The following is a 14,519-nucleotide window of genomic DNA, read 5'->3' on the forward strand; positions in this document are numbered from 1 at the left end:
ATCCGATCCGGCTCCCTCAAGGAGCCGTCTCCCAGTCGCCCGCCGCGCGCCAGCCGTCCGGCGGGCGAAAGCTTCCCAGAGTCATGCCGTCATGAGCACGCCTGCACTTTCCCTCGAAAACGTGACCTGCACCTTCGTCTCGCGCGAAGACCGCGCGCAGCGCTATACCGCTGTGCGCGACGTCACGCTATCCATCCAACCCGGCGAGTTTGTCTCTGTCGTGGGCCCCACCGGCTGTGGCAAATCGACGCTGCTGAACGTATCGGCCGGCCTGCTCGAACCCTCGACCGGGACCGTGCACGTCTTTGGCGAGCCGCTCAAGGGCATCAACGCGCGTGCCGGCTACATGTTCCAGGCCGAGGCGCTGATGCCGTGGCGCAGCGCGCTCGACAACGTGATCGCCGGCCTGGAGTTCCGCGGAGTGCCGCGCGATGAAGCGGTGAAGCAGGGCGAGGAATGGCTGCGGCGCGTGGGGCTGGGCGGGTTTGGCGATCGCTATCCGCACCAGCTATCCGGCGGCATGCGCAAGCGCGTGAGCCTGGCGCAGACGCTGGTGATGGACCCGGACATCATCCTGATGGACGAGCCGTTCTCGGCGCTGGACATCCAGACGCGCCAGCTCATGGAGAACGAGGTGCTCGACCTGTGGGCGGCCAAGCGCAAGGCCGTGCTGTTCATTACGCACGACCTTGACGAGGCCATCGCGATGAGTGACCGCGTGGTGGTGCTGTCCGCTGGGCCGGGCACGCACCCGATCGGCGAGTTCTCCATCGACCTGCCGCGGCCGCGCGATGTGGCCGAGATCCGCAACCATCCGCGCTTCGTGGAGCTGCACGCCGCCATCTGGGACGTGCTGCGCGAAGAAGTGCTCAAGGGCTACGCGCAGCAGCGCAAGGCGGCCTGAGTTTCCCCGATCGGACAACAATCGAACATGGCTTTTCGTCCCGACTCAAAAGGTATGCTGCGCGTCTGGCAGCTTCTGCTTCTTGCGGTGGTACTGATCGTGTGGCACATGGCCACGCGTTCCCAGCAAGTGGCGTTCTTCTTCGGTGAGCCGCTGATGGTGGCGCAGCGCATCTGGAGCTGGTTCATCGTCGAGCGTGATATCTACCTGCACCTGGGCGTCACGCTGCTCGAAACGGTGCTGGCATTCGGCATTGGTACCGTGTCCGGGCTGGGCGTGGGCCTGTGGCTGGCGCTGAGCCCGCTCACTTCGGCGGTGCTCGATCCCTACGTCAAGGCTGCCAACTCGATGCCACGCGTGATCCTGGCGCCGATCTTCGCGGTCTGGTTCGGTCTCGGCATCTGGTCGAAGGTGGCGCTGGCGGTGACGCTGGTGTTCTTCATCGTCTTTTTCAACGTCTATCAGGGCGTCAAGGAAGTAAGCCCGGTGGTGCTGGCCAACGCGCGCATGCTCGGCGCCAACAAGCGGCAACTGCTGCGCCATGTCTATCTGCCGAGTGCCACGAGCTGGGTGTTTTCCTCGCTGCATACCTCGGTGGGCCTGGCGTTTGTCGGGGCGGTAGTGGGCGAATACCTGGGGTCGGCGCGCGGCGTTGGCTACCTGATCCTGCAGGCGGAAGGCACCTTCGACATCAACACGGTGTTCGCGGGTATCGTGGTGCTGACTGCATTCGCGCTGGTGCTCGACTGGATGGTGACGGTGGGGGAGAAGCGCCTGATGCGGTGGCAGCCGAAGTCGGGGGAGACGGAGAAGCTCTGACGCTTGAAGCTGCGGTCTGATTTCGCCCCTCTCCCGCGAGCGGGAGAGGGGCAAACAAAAGTCCGACTCAAGGCGTGATGACGATCTTCCCGGTCACCTTGCGGGCTTCCATGTCCTTGAGTGCCTGCGGCGCCTGCTCCAGCGGATACCGCGCCGAGATATGCGGGCGGATCTTGCCTTCCTTCATCCAGCCGAGCATCTGGGCCATGTTGGCCTGGTTGGCCTTCGGTTCGCGGCGCGCGAACTCACCCCAGAACACGCCCACCAACGATGCGCCCTTGAGCAGCGCCAGGTTCAGCGGCATCTTGGGGATCTCGCCGTTGGCGAAACCCACCACCAGATAGCGGCCGCGCCAGGCGATCGAGCGGAACGCCGGTTCTGCATAGACGCCGCCCACCGGGTCATAGATGACATCCGGGCCCTTGCCGTCGGTCAGCGCCTTGACGCGCTCGCGCAGGTCCTCGGTGCTGTAGTTGATCAGCGCATCCGCGCCGTGTTCCTTGCAGACTGCCAGCTTTTCATCGGTGGAAGCCGCGGCGATCACACGCGCGCCGATGGCCTTGCCGATCTCGATGGCTGCCAGGCCCACGCCACCCGCCGCGCCCAGTACCAGCATCGTTTCACCGGCCTTGAGCTCACCACGGTCCACCACGGCATGGTGGGATGTGCCGTAGGTCAGCGTGAACGCCGCCGCCACGTCGAAGTCGATGCCCGGAGGCATCGGGACCACGGCCTTGGCGGGCGCCTTGGCCTGGCTGGCGAACGCGCCGTTGCCGAGGTAGGCGATGACCTTGTCGCCGGGCTTGACGTGCGTGACCCCCGCGCCAACGGCATTGACCACGCCGGCCAGCTCGGAGCCCGGCGAGAACGGCAGCTCCGGCTTGGCCTGGTACTTGTTCTGAATGATCAGGACATCGGGAAAGTTGACGCCGGCTGCCTTGACGTCGATGACGACCTCGCCGTCACCCGGCACGAGATCGGGCAGCGTTTCCAGGGTCAGGGAGTCGGGCGGGCCCCAGGCTTTGCACAGTACGGCTTTCATTGTGTCTCCAGTTGGAATGGGGCATGCGCGGGGGTACGCATGCGCTGCGGGCAAGTGTAGCGCAGGAAAAGCACGGTCGTTCTGTTCGAAAAATCGCTGCATGACGTCCATTCGGGCGCCGCATGTCCGGGCGCACGATGACGCTCCCGCGCCGCTTTGCTCGGGTACAATCGCGGCCATGCATATCCTCCTCGCCAACGATGACGGCTACCTCGCGCCGGGACTCGCCGTCCTCCACGCCGCGCTCGCCCCCTTGGCGCGCGTGACCGTGATCGCACCCGAACAGAACCATAGCGGGGCATCGAATTCGCTGACGTTGCAGCGGCCGCTGTCTGTCTACGAAGCTCGGGAGGGCGTGCAGAAGGGTTTTCGCTTCATCAATGGCACGCCGACCGATTGCGTGCACGTGGCGCTGACCGGCCTGCTCGATGACATGCCCGATCTGGTGGTCTCCGGGATCAACCAGGGGCAGAACATGGGCGAGGACGTCCTGTACTCGGGCACGGTGGCCGCAGCCATCGAGGGCTATCTGTTCGGGATTCCGTCGATCGCGTTCTCGCAGGTCAATCACGGCTGGGAGCATCTGGACGCCGCGGCGCGCGTGGCGCGCGAGATCGTCGAGCATGTGATCGCCCACCCGCCGACCGAGCCGCTGCTGCTCAACGTCAATATCCCGAACCTGCCGTACGAACATATCCGCGGGCACCGCGCCACGCGTCTCGGCAAGCGGCATCCGTCACAACCGGTGGTGGTGCAGGTGAATCCGCGCGGGGAAACCAATTACTGGATCGGGCCGGCCGGCGACGCGCGCGACGCGAGCGAAGGCACCGATTTTCACGCGACCGCCAATGGCTACGTCTCGCTGACACCGTTGCAGCTGGACCTGACTCATCGCGGCCAGCTCGAAAAAATCGAACAGTGGTTGGGGTGAGCGTGTCATCGCCACGCAGCTTTCAGTCGTTCACACCGAATCCCCGCGCCTGCCTGCGCGTATCCGTCAGATTGCCGTACCAGTTCAAATGAGTTCCACGCCGCGCCGATCCCGCTTTCCACTTCCGCTCGATGCGGTGGTTGAGCGCAAGCCCGCGCCAGCACGAACCGCCGGAATGCCTGCGGTCGGCAAGCGCGCGGCGTCCCCGGCGCCGGCGCCGACGGCTGTCAAGCCGCGCAAGCCGGCGGCTCCGCCGGTTGCACCGCCGCCGCCGGGCAGCGCCGTGGAAGCTCGGGCGTCCGCAGCGGTGGCTGGCGGGGGTGGGATGGCATCGGATCGGGCTCGGGCGGCATTGGCAGCACGCCTGCGCGCCGGCGGCATTCGCGACGAGCGGGTGCTTGGCGCCATTGCCACGGTGCCGCGCCACCTGTTCATGGAGCCGGGCCTGGCTTCCCAGGCGTATGAAGACGCCGCGTTGCCGATCGGACATCAGCAAACCATCTCGAAGCCGTCCGTGGTGGCGCGCATGATCGAGCTGCTGCGCGAAGGGATGTCATCCGATCACGCGCTGGCGCGCGTGCTGGAGATCGGCACCGGCTGCGGTTATCAGGCGGCCGTGCTGAGCCTGGTGGCGCAGGAAGTGTTCTCCATAGAGCGGATTCGTCCGCTGCACGAACAAGCCAAGGCGAACCTGCGGCCGCTACGCGTGCCAAACATCCGGTTGCATTACGGCGACGGGATGCTTGGCCTGCCGCAGGCCGCGCCGTTTTCGTCGATCATCCTGGCCGCCGCTGGCATGGAGGTTCCGCAAGCGTTGCTGGAACAACTGGCCATCGGCGGGCGGCTGATCGCTCCGGTGGTCGCGCCCAGTTCTGGCGCGCCCGGGCAGACCGTGACGCAGCAGTTGCTGCTGATCGAGCGCCTCAACCGGCATCGTTTTCACAGAACTGCGCTTGAAGCGGTTTTCTTTGTGCCCTTAAAATCGGGCACCATCTGAGTCGAACTATGCACAACATCGTGAAATCGGATTCTTTCGCGCGAGTCGGACAACGTTTGAGCGTCGTGGCGATCGCAGCCGTCCTGGCCGCCTGCGCCAACTCCCCCATGCCCGCCCCTGTGGTGGATCGCACCTCCACGGCCGGCGCCCAGCAGGCAGCCTCCACCGAGCCGGCGCCGCCCGGATACTATCGGGTCAAGCGAGGCGATACGCTTTACCGTATCGCGCTCGAAAATGGCCAGTCGTATCGGGATGTGGCGAGCTGGAACAATATGGCCAATGCGAACCAGATAGAGGTTGGCCAACTGTTGCGCGTGGTGCCGCCGGGTGCCGACGTGAATGCCGCGCCTGGCGTGGCAACCGCGCCGGTGGCTTCGGGTGTCGTCCAGTCCCAGCCGATCGATTCGGCCCGTCCGGTAGGCGCGCCTGTCGGCGCGACGACCAGCACGCCAGCCGCTGTAGCGGCGGCGCCTGCATCGGCCGCGGCAGCCCAGGCAGCAACGCCTTCGGCATCGGCTTCCGCGCCGGCGTCCGATATTCGCCTGGCTTGGCCGGCCAGCGGCCAATTGATCGGCAAATTTGACGAGAAGAGCAACAAAGGCATTGATATTGCGGGCAAAAAGGGCGATGCAGTCCTGGCCGCCGATGAGGGGCGAGTGATTCACGTTGGCCCCTTGCGCGGCTACGGGAATCTTGTCATCATCAAACACAATGACACGTACTTGACGGCCTACGGGCACAACGACAAGGTGCTGGTCACAGAGCAATCTACGGTCCGCAAGGGCCAAAAGATTGCCGAAATGGGTAACAGTGATTCTGACAGGGTCAAGCTGCACTTCGAGGTCCGCAAAAACGGGAAACCGGTCGATCCGATGCGGTATCTGCCGCCACAGTGAGGTTTCATGCCACGCCAGAAAACTGTCTCATCCGGAGTTGTCAGCAGGACCCGTCGTCCCAAGCAGCCGGAAGGAAAGGCTGGAGTGGCAAGACCTGACGGCGGGATCGACACGGAAATGTTCGGCGACGATCCGGCCGCCGAACTGGTACCCGTCACCGATGAGCCGATCGCGCCAGTTTCGCGTGTCGGCCTGCGCAACACGGACTTGAATGCGGACGACGCCGATCACGACGACGGCGACGAGGAAGAATCCGAAGAGGATGAGGAAGAAGCCAGCAGTGAGACCACTGCCGAGCCCGATGACTTCCGTACCGTGTTGCACACGGAACTCGCCGCCGACACGGTCCAGCATTATCTCAATCGCATCAGCATCAAGCCGCTGCTGTCCGCGCCGGAGGAACTCCATTTCTCCACGCTGGCCAAGGGCGGCGATTTTTCCGCGCGTCAGGTGATGATCGAGCGCAACCTGCGTCTCGTGGTCAGCATCGCCAAGGGCTATCTGAATCGGGGCGTGCCGCTGCTCGACTTGATCGAGGAAGGCAACCTGGGCCTGATGCACGCGATCGAGAAATTCGATCCTTCGCGCGGATTCCGCTTTTCGACGTATGCGACCTGGTGGATTCGCCAGAGCATCGAGCGCGCGATCATGAACCAGGCACGCACCGTGCGCTTGCCTGTGCACGTGATTCGCGAACTCAACCAGGTTCTGCGCGCCAAGCGCCATCTTGAAAAAGGTGGCACCGATGGCCGCGACGCCAGCCTCGAGGACATCGCTCACCTGCTCGGCAAGACGCCGGACGAGGTGCAGGACGTGCTGGCACTCAATGAACATACCACCTCGCTCGACACGCCGTTCGATCTCGACCCGGGCTCCAGCCTGCTCGATTTCCTTTCCGACGAGCATAACGCCGCACCCGATCAGGAGGTGGCCCACCGCGAGCTGGAAAACCTGATGAAACTCTGGCTGGCGCGCCTGTCGGAGAAGCATCGCTATGTGGTGGAGCGCCGTTTCGGCCTCAATCACATCGAGCCGGCCACGCTCGAGGAGCTGGCCGAGGAAATGGGTCTCACGCGCGAGCGCGTGCGTCAGATCCAGCAGGAAGCGCTGGTCAAGCTCAAACGGCATTTCGCTTCGCAAGGTGTACGCAAGGACGCCGTTCTATGACTCCTGTGCTGGTATTCGACATCGAGACGATTCCCGATGTCGACGGCCTGCGCCGTTTGCATGACCATCCCGCATCGATGAGCGACGCCGAAGTCGCCGAGCATGCGTTTGCCGCCCGCCGGGAGAAGACCGGCTCCGATTTCCTGCCGCACTACCTGCAGCGCGTGGCCGCCATTTCGTGCGTGCTGCGTCGGACGCAACGCGACGGATCGGCGGTGTTTCATGTCGGCTCGCTGGGCACGCTCGAGGATGGCGAGGCAACGCTGATCCAGAAGTTCTACGAATTGATTGCGCGCTATAGCCCGCAACTCGTGTCCTGGAATGGTGGCGGCTTCGATCTGCCCGTGCTGCACTACCGTGGTCTGGTTCACGGCGTCTCTGCGCCGCGCTACTGGGAAATGGGCGAGGGCCGTGACGACGATAGCCGCGACTTCAAGTGGAACAACTACATTAGCCGCTATCACATGCGGCACCTCGACCTGATGGACCTGCTGGCGATGTACCAGCCGCGCGCGAGCGCGCCACTCGACGATCTGGCGAAGCTGTGCGGATTCCCCGGCAAGATGGGGATGGACGGCAGCAAGGTCTGGGAAGCCTATCAGGCGGGAAAGCTGAAAGAGATCCGCGACTACTGCGAGACCGATGTCGTCAACACGTACCTGATGTACTGCCGCTTTCAGCTCATGCGCGGTGGCCTGACGCCGCGCGAGTTCGATATGGAGGTGGCACTGGCCCAGGAGACGCTGGCAGAGCTTCCCGGGGAACAGTGGATGGAATACCTGCGGGCGTTCCGACTCCAGCCGATGAGCCCGGAGAGCGAGGACGACGACTGATCTACAGACCGATCGTCAGGTGGATCGGTTGATGGTCCGATGCATCGGTCTGGCCATTGACCTCGCACCGGCGCACGTTCCCGAGCAGATCGTCCGTCACGAATACGAAGTCACAGGCGAAGGGTGGCTCCGGCCATTGTTCCTTGTCGAACAGTGCGCAGGTGGGCGCGTGCGGTTGCCCAGGATGCATATGGATCCATGCGTCGTGCCAATCCGGCGTGACGCCGCCATAGGTTTCGACCATGCGCAGATAGGCCCCATCTTCCGGCCGGCTGTTGAAGTCGCCGCACAGGATCGCCTCGCTCGGCCGGGGTTCCGGTGTGAACGGGCCCGGCCGGTTTTCCGATCGACCCGGGTGGCGCGCGTGGTCGCAAGCCTGCACATGCCAGTCGCGTAACGCTTCGGTCTGCGCCGCGCGCTGCGATGTCGAGTAATACTCCAGGTGCGTGCAAATGATGCGCAGCAGTCGACTGCCGGCCTGCACCGTGACTTCCAGTGCCACGCGGGGCATCGATGCGACATCGGGATCGGCGGGCCAGGGCAGGGCATGGCGGAAGATCTCGCGCACTGGTAGGCGAGTGGCGATTACGTTACCGAATTGGCGCGGGCTGCCGTCACGGTGGGTCCGGTCGACGCCGGGGGCGAAGATCACTTGGTAGTCCGGCAGCAGGGCGGAGAGTTCGGCCACCTGATCGGGGCCGGGGTGGCCGGCAAGGTCGCTGAAGCCGCGCGTGATTTCCTGCAGGCAGAGCACGTCGACATCGGCCATTCCACGCAGGGTGTCGATAATGCGGGCGAGATCGACCTTGCCGTCGGCCCCGCGACCCCACTGGATATTCCACGAAATCAGTTCCATAGCTTGCCCCCTTCGATGTCGGGCACCGCGACTGGACTACAATCGCGCTTCTGCAAAACAATACGACAGGTCCCACTGGTGTCTCAAGCCGTGTCTTCTCAGTCCAATCCGACAAGCCGCCCGGACGCGGCATCTGCCGCTTCCGCCGCTTCCAATGATCCCGTCGTCAAGATCGACAGCCTCGACATGGAGGCGCGTGGCGTAGGCCGTCTGGAGAACGAGGACGGCACGCCAGGCAAGGTGATTTTCGTCGAGGGCGCGCTGCCCGGCGAGACGGTGGCGTATCGCAGCTATCGCCGCAAGCCTAGCTACGAACAGGCCCATCTCGTCGAGGTGAAGCAGGCTTCCGTCATGCGGGTGGAGCCGGGTTGCCAGCATTTTGGCGTGTGCGGCGGCTGCTCGATGCAGCACCTGGATTCGCGCGCGCAACTGGCAATCAAGCAGCGTGTGCTCGAAGACAATCTCTGGCACCTGTCGAAGGTGAAGCCCGACGTCGTGTTCCGCCCGATCGCGGGCCCGGATTGGGGCTATCGCTACCGCGCCCGTCTGACGGTGCGGCACGTTGTCAAGAAGGGTGGAGTGCTGGTGGGCTTCCATGAGCGCAAGAGCAGCTATGTGGCGGACATGACGCGCTGCGAGATCCTGCCGCCGCATGTGTCGGCAATGCTGGTGCCGCTGCGCGAGTTGGTGGGCGGCCTGTCGATCCATGATCGGATGCCGCAGATCGAACTGGCCGTTGGTGCGGAGGTGACCGCACTTGTGTTGCGCGTCCTGGAGCCGCTCAACGACGCCGACAAGGACTTGCTGCGGGCCTTCGCCGATCAGCATCAGGTGCAGTTCTGGCTCCAGCCGAAGGGGCCGGACACGGTCTATCCGTTTTATCCGGCCGAGCAGGAACTGGCCTATACGCTGCCCGAATTCGGCATCCGGATGCCGTTCAAGCCGACTGACTTCACGCAGGTCAATCACCAGATCAATCGCGTGCTGATTGGTCGCGCGCTACGTCTGCTGGATGCGAAGCCGACTGACCGCCTGCTCGACCTGTTCTGCGGCATCGGCAATTTCACGCTGCCGCTGGCGACGCAGGGTGCGTCCGTCATGGGGATCGAGGGAAGCGAGGCGCTGACCACGCGTGCGCTGGCCAATGCCGAGTACAACGGGCTGGCAGCCAAGACGTCCTTCGCCTGCCGCAATCTGTTCGAGGTGACCGCCGAGGACATCGCGGCGCTGGGCCGCTTCGACCGCTGGCTGGTAGACCCGCCGCGCGAGGGTGCGCTGGCTGTCTGCAAGGCGCTCGCTGAACTGAGTCAGGCCGATAGCGACGTGCTGCCGAAGCGTATCGTCTACGTGTCGTGCAGTCCGGCGACGCTGGCGCGCGACGCGGGCTTGCTGGTGCACGAGGCCGGCTACCGCCTGGCCGGCGCGGGCGTGGTCAATATGTTCCCGCATACGTCGCACGTGGAGTCGATCGCGGTGTTCGAGCGCGACTGAATCTACGTGGCGCACCCATGAAAAAAGCCGCCCGAGGGCGGCTTTTTCGTTGGCAGATGCGGGTCAGTCGCGGCTGCCGCCTGCGATGCCGAGCAAGGCCAGCAGGTTCACAAACACGTTGTACACGTCCAGGTAGATCGCGAGCGTGGCGGTCACGTAGTTGGTTTCACCGCCGTTCACCACGCGCTGCACGTCCACCAGGATGAACGCCGAGAAGATGCCGATGGCGATCACCGACAGCGTGATCATCAGCGCCGGCAGTTGCAGCCAGATGTTGGCCAGGCTGGCCAGGATCAGCAGGATCACGCCGACGAACAGGAACTTGGCCAGGCCGGAGAAATCGCGCTTGCTCACGCTGGCAACGGTGGCCATCACGCCAAAAACGGCTGCGGTACCGCCAAAGGCGTACATGATCAGCGCGGGGCCGTTCGAGAACGACAGCGTGAAGCTGAGGATGCGTGCCAGCATCAGACCCATGAAGAAGGTGAAGGCCAGCAGCAGGACCACGCCCATGCTGCTGTTCTTGGTCTTCTCGATGGCGAACATGAAACCGAAGGCGACCGCGAGGAACAGCACGGCCGACATCATTGGGCTGCCAGCGATCATCGCGGTGAATCCAGTGACTACGCCGATCCAGGCGCCGATCACGGTTGGAATCATCGAAATGGCCAGCAGCCAGTAAGTATTACGAAGGACCCGGTTGCGGACGGCTACATCAGTGACGCTCGCAGCACTATTGCCGAACCCATAGGTATTCAGCTTGTTGTTCATGGTGACTCCTGTCATCAGATATCAGTGAGGCGCCGGGGCAACCCGGCCAGCACAGCGCCAATGTGGCATCGCGCCCGCGGATTTGCAAGGGGGCTTTGTATGGACAATATCCCCGTTCAATAGTTGTTTTCCGAAAACGCAAACATTTGACGGGGTCTACGCGCTTCCGTTCCCGTGATTTCCGGCCAATAAGTTACTCGTAGATATCTTTTTGCTTCGCGGTCTGCAGCGTTGGGCACGCCTGGAAATGCATTGGCAGGCATGTTCGAAACCGCCATGCGGTCGTGCTAGAATTGCACGTTTAATCCATTTGTAACCCCTTCATTTTTCGGAGTTTTTCATGGCGATCGAACGCACCCTGTCGATTATCAAGCCGGATGCCGTGGCCAAGAACGTTATCGGCCAGATCTACGCCCGTTTCGAGGCCGCTGGCCTGAAAGTCGTTGCAGCCAAGATGGTTCACCTGTCGCGCGGTGAAGCCGAGCAGTTCTACGCTGTTCACAAGGCGCGCCCGTTCTTCAAGGACCTGGTGGACTTCATGGTTTCGGGCCCGGTCATGATCCAGGCTCTGGAAGGCGAAAGCGCTATCGCCAAGAACCGCGACCTGATGGGCGCCACCGACCCGAAGAAGGCTGAAAAGGGCACGATCCGCGCCGATTTCGCTGACAGCATCGACGCTAACGCCGTGCACGGTTCGGACGCTCCGGAAACGGCTGCCGTGGAAGTGGCTTTCTTCTTCCCGGGCATGAACGTTTACAGCCGCTGATTGTCTCTGACATCACGACTGAACCTGTAGTCAAGTTGGAACTGCCGTCATGAATAATCTCGTCAACCTGCTCGATCTCGACGCGGACGCGCTCACTGCCTATTGCGGCGAGCTCGGCGAGAAGCCATTCCGTGCGCGGCAGTTGCAGCGCTGGATCCACCAGTTTGGAGCCAGCCACTTCGACGCCATGACGGATCTCGCCAAGTCGCTGCGCGAAAAGCTCGCGACGCGTGCCGAGATCCGCTCGCCGGCTGCCATTTCGGACAATACGTCGTCCGATGGCACGCGCAAATGGCTGCTCGATGTGGGGGCCGGCAACGCGGTGGAGACGGTGTACATCCCCGAGGACACACGCGGCACGCTGTGTGTGTCATCGCAGGCGGGGTGCGCCGTCAATTGCCGGTTCTGTTCGACCGGCAAGCAAGGTTTTTCGCGCAATCTCTCCACCGGTGAGATTATCGGCCAGCTCTGGATGGCCGAGTTCGCGATGCGTGCCCAGCTGGGTCGCGGCCCCAAGGACGAGCGTGTCATCTCCAATGTGGTGATGATGGGCATGGGCGAGCCGCTGCTCAACTATGACGCGGTCGTGCCGGCCATGCGGCTGATGCTCGATGACAATGCGTATGGCCTGTCGCGTCGGCGCGTGACGTTGTCCACGTCCGGCGTAGTGCCGATGATGGACCGTCTGTCGAAGGACTTGCCCGTGGCGCTGGCGGTTTCGCTGCACGCCTCGAACGATGCGCTGCGCGACGTGCTCGTGCCGCTCAACCGCAAGTACCCGCTGGCGGAGCTGATGGCGGCTTGTCGCCGCTACCTGGAATTCGCGCCGCGCGATTTCATTACTTTCGAATACTGCATGCTCGATGGCGTCAACGATGGCGTCGAACATGCGCGGGAACTGCTGAAGCTTGTGGCCGACGTGCCTTGCAAGTTCAACCTGATTCCGTTCAACCCGTTCCCGGAATCGGGGCTGAAGCGCTCGAACAACGAGCAGATTCGCCGCTTCGCCCAGGTATTGATGGATGCGGGGATTGTCACGACGATCCGCAAAACACGTGGCGACGACATCGACGCCGCGTGTGGCCAGCTTGCTGGCGAAGTCATGGATCGTACCCGTCTGGCCGAGCGCGGCAAGTTCGGCAAGATCACGCCACTGGTGCCGGTGGCTGACGCCGGCGCCCCCCGGGAGGCCCGTCCTGCATGACCCGTCTGATCGTTGCTGCCCTGTTCGGGCTGATGCTGTCCGCCTGTTCGTTGCCGCCTGCACCCGCCCAGGACATCAAGACCGCTTCCGATCAGACTCCGGCCGACAAGCGCGCCAGTATCAGGCTGCGCCTGGCCACGCAGTACCTCGAGGCGCGCCAGTATTCGGTGGCGCTTGACGAGGTCAAGCAGGCCATTAATATCGATCCGACGCTGGTCGACGCTTATCACGTTCGCGCGCTGATCTACATGGGCATGAACGAAACAGCCCTGGCCGAAGACAGTTTCCGCACCGCGCTGAGCATGCGTGACAGCGACCCGGATGTGTTGAACAACTACGGCTGGTTCCTGTGCCAGAACAACCGCTACGCAGAGGCGAAGGCGATGCTGCAGCGCGCGGTGCAGGCGCCGTCCATGAATGGCCCCGTCAAGCCGCTGACGAACCTGGGCGCCTGCGAGATGCGCAATGGCGACCTGATTTCGGCGCAGAAGAGTCTCCAGACGGCCTATGGCTACGACCGCAATGATCCGGCGTTGCTGACGAACCTCGCGCAGCTCAGTTTCCAACGCGGGGAGATGCCGCAGGCCAAGGACTACGTTGGTCGCGTCAACAGCAGCCGCTTTGCCAGCGCGCAATCCCTCTGGCTGGGTGCGCGCATCGCCCGCCGACAGGGCGATACCGATACACAGAACGCACTCACGGCACAACTGCGCAGCCGGTTCCCCGACTCGCGTGAGCTGACCGCATACGAGAGAGGAGCTTGGGATGAGTGAACAAGAGCGCGCCGAGAGCCAGGCCGCGACGACGGGTCACGTCGGCGGTGGCGCGACAGACTCCGACCGCGAGGCTGTTGCCCGCGAGATCGGGGCGAAATTGAAAGACGCTCGCGAGGCGCAGCGGCTTTCTCTGGAAGATATCAGTGCACGACTGAAGGTGGCAGCGTCGAAGCTCGTCGCCATTGAGTCGGGCAATGTATCGAGCCTGCCCGATGTGACGTTCGCGAAGGGTGTGATGCGTGCTTACGCGCGGACGCTCCAGGTGAATATCGATGGGTTGCTGGGGCGCTATCACGCGCAGGCTCAGGCCACGCCGGTTGCCGGGATCACGCAGCGTCATGAGGGCGCACTCAATCAGGCTTTCGACGATCGCAAGCGCTTCGGTTCGAAGGGTACTGGCGGTGGTGCCGGCGGGCGCTGGGTCTGGCTGGTTTGCGTGCTGGCCTTGATCGGCGTTGGTGGATATTTCGGCTTTGATCATGCCAAGGCGTGGGTCGAAGCCCGCAGCAAGGCCGCGGCCGAGGCGCCCAAACCGGCTGTTGTCGAGGAGCGGGCCCAGGAGCAGAGCAATAACGATGGCACGGTGAGCGCAGCGTTGCCGCCGGTGATGACCGGCAACGACTCGCCAGCACCGTCCGAGACTGCTTCGGCATCGGCTGCGCAGTCCGTGGCAGTCACGCCGGCTCCGGCTACCACGTCGGCGGGTTTGCCGATGGTCACGGGTGGAGAGGCTTCCGCTGAGGCGGCAAAGACGCCAGCTGCTACGCCGACAGCCACGGTTCCCGCTGTGCAGGGCGACAGTGCGGGTGCTGTGCAGATCCGTTTCTCGGCCGATAGCTGGTATGAAGTACGAGACCGCACCGGCAAGGTCATTCTTGGCGGTACCGCCAAGGCTGGCGATACCGTGTCGGGTGGTGGCGCGGGCGGGCCCTACAAGGTCATTCTCGGGAATGTGAAGGGCGTTGAGTCACTGACGCACAATGGTGCTGCAGTGAACTTCCAGGCGTCCAACCGGAATAATGTGGCCCGCCTGACCCTGCAGTAATGCGCTGCGGGTGGCGCGGCC

The 14,519-nt window shown here is 63.6% G+C and carries 15 protein-coding genes; 12 read left to right on the top strand and 3 right to left on the bottom strand.

Annotated features, from left to right (window positions below):
• Positions 1 to 91 precede the first annotated feature (91 nt).
• Positions 92 to 904: an ABC transporter ATP-binding protein gene (locus RN01_RS13720; RefSeq protein ID WP_017511470.1), complete on the top strand. Its 813-nt coding sequence runs from the start codon at positions 92 to 94 to the stop codon at positions 902 to 904.
• A gap of 27 nt (positions 905 to 931) precedes the next feature.
• Positions 932 to 1,723, top strand: a complete 792-nt coding sequence (locus RN01_RS13725) for an ABC transporter permease (RefSeq protein WP_024570122.1) — start codon at positions 932 to 934, stop codon at positions 1,721 to 1,723.
• 67 nt (positions 1,724 to 1,790) lie between these two features.
• Here the strand turns inward: RN01_RS13725 and RN01_RS13730 are convergent, their stop codons facing one another.
• Positions 1,791 to 2,765: an NADPH:quinone oxidoreductase family protein gene (locus RN01_RS13730; RefSeq protein WP_008647506.1), complete on the bottom strand. Its 975-nt coding sequence runs from the start codon at positions 2,763 to 2,765 to the stop codon at positions 1,791 to 1,793.
• A gap of 178 nt (positions 2,766 to 2,943) precedes the next feature.
• On the opposite strand from RN01_RS13730, the gene surE reads away from it, so the two are divergent.
• From surE to RN01_RS13755, 5 genes are all read left to right on the top strand, one after another.
• Positions 2,944 to 3,696: a 5'/3'-nucleotidase SurE gene (gene surE / locus RN01_RS13735; RefSeq protein ID WP_008647507.1), complete on the top strand. Its 753-nt coding sequence runs from the start codon at positions 2,944 to 2,946 to the stop codon at positions 3,694 to 3,696.
• Positions 3,697 to 3,784: 88 nt separating this feature from the next.
• Positions 3,785 to 4,693 carry a protein-L-isoaspartate(D-aspartate) O-methyltransferase gene (locus RN01_RS13740; RefSeq protein WP_024570123.1) on the top strand — a complete coding sequence of 303 codons (909 nt, stop codon included), beginning with the start codon at positions 3,785 to 3,787 and terminating at the stop codon, positions 4,691 to 4,693.
• Positions 4,694 to 4,701: 8 nt separating this feature from the next.
• On the top strand, positions 4,702 to 5,589 hold the full coding sequence (locus tag RN01_RS13745) for a peptidoglycan DD-metalloendopeptidase family protein (RefSeq protein WP_017511474.1): 888 nt from the start codon (positions 4,702 to 4,704) through the stop codon (positions 5,587 to 5,589).
• 6 nt (positions 5,590 to 5,595) lie between these two features.
• On the top strand, positions 5,596 to 6,756 hold the full coding sequence (gene rpoS, locus RN01_RS13750; RefSeq protein WP_024570124.1) for an RNA polymerase sigma factor RpoS: 1,161 nt from the start codon (positions 5,596 to 5,598) through the stop codon (positions 6,754 to 6,756).
• A complete protein-coding gene (locus tag RN01_RS13755) occupies positions 6,753 to 7,589 on the top strand; it encodes a 3'-5' exonuclease (RefSeq protein WP_017511476.1) in 837 nt (278 codons plus the stop codon). Before rpoS ends, RN01_RS13755 begins: the two co-directional genes overlap by 4 nt.
• A gap of 1 nt (position 7,590) precedes the next feature.
• Here the strand turns inward: RN01_RS13755 and RN01_RS13760 are convergent, their stop codons facing one another.
• On the bottom strand, positions 7,591 to 8,445 hold the full coding sequence (locus RN01_RS13760) for an endonuclease/exonuclease/phosphatase family protein (RefSeq protein WP_017511477.1): 855 nt from the start codon (positions 8,443 to 8,445) through the stop codon (positions 7,591 to 7,593).
• A gap of 15 nt (positions 8,446 to 8,460) precedes the next feature.
• Here RN01_RS13760 and rlmD point away from each other — a divergent pair, with 15 nt between their 5' ends.
• Positions 8,461 to 9,936 (top strand): 23S rRNA (uracil(1939)-C(5))-methyltransferase RlmD, encoded by a 1,476-nt coding sequence (gene rlmD / locus RN01_RS13765; protein WP_080672823.1) that lies wholly within the window; start codon positions 8,461 to 8,463, stop codon positions 9,934 to 9,936.
• A 63-nt stretch (positions 9,937 to 9,999) separates the two neighbouring features.
• Here rlmD and RN01_RS13770 read toward each other — a convergent pair whose 3' ends face one another.
• On the bottom strand, positions 10,000 to 10,707 hold the full coding sequence (locus tag RN01_RS13770) for a Bax inhibitor-1/YccA family protein (RefSeq protein ID WP_017511479.1): 708 nt from the start codon (positions 10,705 to 10,707) through the stop codon (positions 10,000 to 10,002).
• 340 nt (positions 10,708 to 11,047) lie between these two features.
• Between RN01_RS13770 and ndk the strand changes: the two genes are divergently transcribed.
• Genes ndk through RN01_RS13790 form a run of 4 tightly spaced genes read left to right on the top strand, consistent with a single transcriptional unit; the run spans position 11,048 to position 14,498 of the window.
• A complete protein-coding gene (ndk, locus tag RN01_RS13775) occupies positions 11,048 to 11,473 on the top strand; it encodes a nucleoside-diphosphate kinase (protein WP_011516823.1) in 426 nt (141 codons plus the stop codon).
• Positions 11,474 to 11,522: 49 nt separating this feature from the next.
• On the top strand, positions 11,523 to 12,677 hold the full coding sequence (rlmN, locus tag RN01_RS13780; protein ID WP_024570125.1) for a 23S rRNA (adenine(2503)-C(2))-methyltransferase RlmN: 1,155 nt from the start codon (positions 11,523 to 11,525) through the stop codon (positions 12,675 to 12,677).
• Positions 12,674 to 13,450, top strand: a complete 777-nt coding sequence (gene pilW / locus RN01_RS13785) for a type IV pilus biogenesis/stability protein PilW (RefSeq protein ID WP_017511482.1) — start codon at positions 12,674 to 12,676, stop codon at positions 13,448 to 13,450. Before rlmN ends, pilW begins: the two co-directional genes overlap by 4 nt.
• Complete coding sequence (locus RN01_RS13790; RefSeq protein WP_017511483.1) at positions 13,443 to 14,498, top strand: RodZ domain-containing protein; 1,056 nt, start codon at positions 13,443 to 13,445, stop codon at positions 14,496 to 14,498. Before pilW ends, RN01_RS13790 begins: the two co-directional genes overlap by 8 nt.
• Positions 14,499 to 14,519: the final 21 nt, after the last annotated feature.

Origin of the sequence: Cupriavidus sp. SHE (assembly GCF_000812445.1) — a bacterium.
GTDB classification, from domain to species: domain Bacteria; phylum Pseudomonadota; class Gammaproteobacteria; order Burkholderiales; family Burkholderiaceae; genus Cupriavidus; species Cupriavidus metallidurans.